We start from the raw sequence: 631 nt of genomic DNA, 5'->3' as shown, positions 1-631 counted from the left end.
TTAGATATTATTAAACAATATATTCAGAACCAGCGAGGTTAGCTAGTGATGCGAAATTCACCTCCACCCTAATGTCGGGTGGAGTCCTCTTTCGCTTTTTTGATAGATGCGGACATTCACTCCATCAAAATTGGCTTGGAGATGGCTTTTTGCATCTTCTACCAATGCATTACTATAACTGTTGACCACTTTGGCTCTTTGTTCGTCCATTTGGGTCAGCTCTTCTAATAAAAACTGGCGGCTGTTTACCCCTATCGCACCCGATAAATCACGTCTGGTCGATGCAGGAACCTCACTGACATGTAGCAATCCTACCGGTATGTTCAGTTTACTGGCATACCATGCTGCATAGTCACAAACCGATTCAGTGACTGCCGATCCGTCAATACAGGCTAAAACATGCTGTGTTGTGGTCATAAGCTATCCTTAAATTTTATGGTTTATTGTTTTATTATAAAATCTGAAATCCTTAACTTGATAATAACCAATTTATAGTGCTGCATCCAGTGATCTATATCGGTAGCTACAATAGAGTACGTTAGATCGATTTATCAATCACTGCTAACGATAGCCTGACTGAGCTATGCTGAATAAACCGTAGAGATAAACTTGGTAAACTAAGCACAATAAC

1 protein-coding gene is annotated in these 631 nt (G+C 39.9%); it reads right to left on the bottom strand.

Annotated features, from left to right (window positions below):
- Positions 1-57 precede the first annotated feature (57 nt).
- Complete coding sequence (locus EI164_RS16630) at positions 58-417, bottom strand: universal stress protein (RefSeq protein WP_192521060.1); 360 nt, start codon at positions 415-417, stop codon at positions 58-60.
- Positions 418-631 lie beyond the last annotated feature (214 nt).

This window comes from Psychrobacter sp. FME13 (assembly GCF_014861395.1).
In the GTDB taxonomy this organism is placed as follows: Bacteria; Pseudomonadota; Gammaproteobacteria; order Pseudomonadales; family Moraxellaceae; genus Psychrobacter.
Note: the sequence above shows the minus strand (reverse complement) of the source record. Positions and strands in the feature narration are given on the sequence as shown.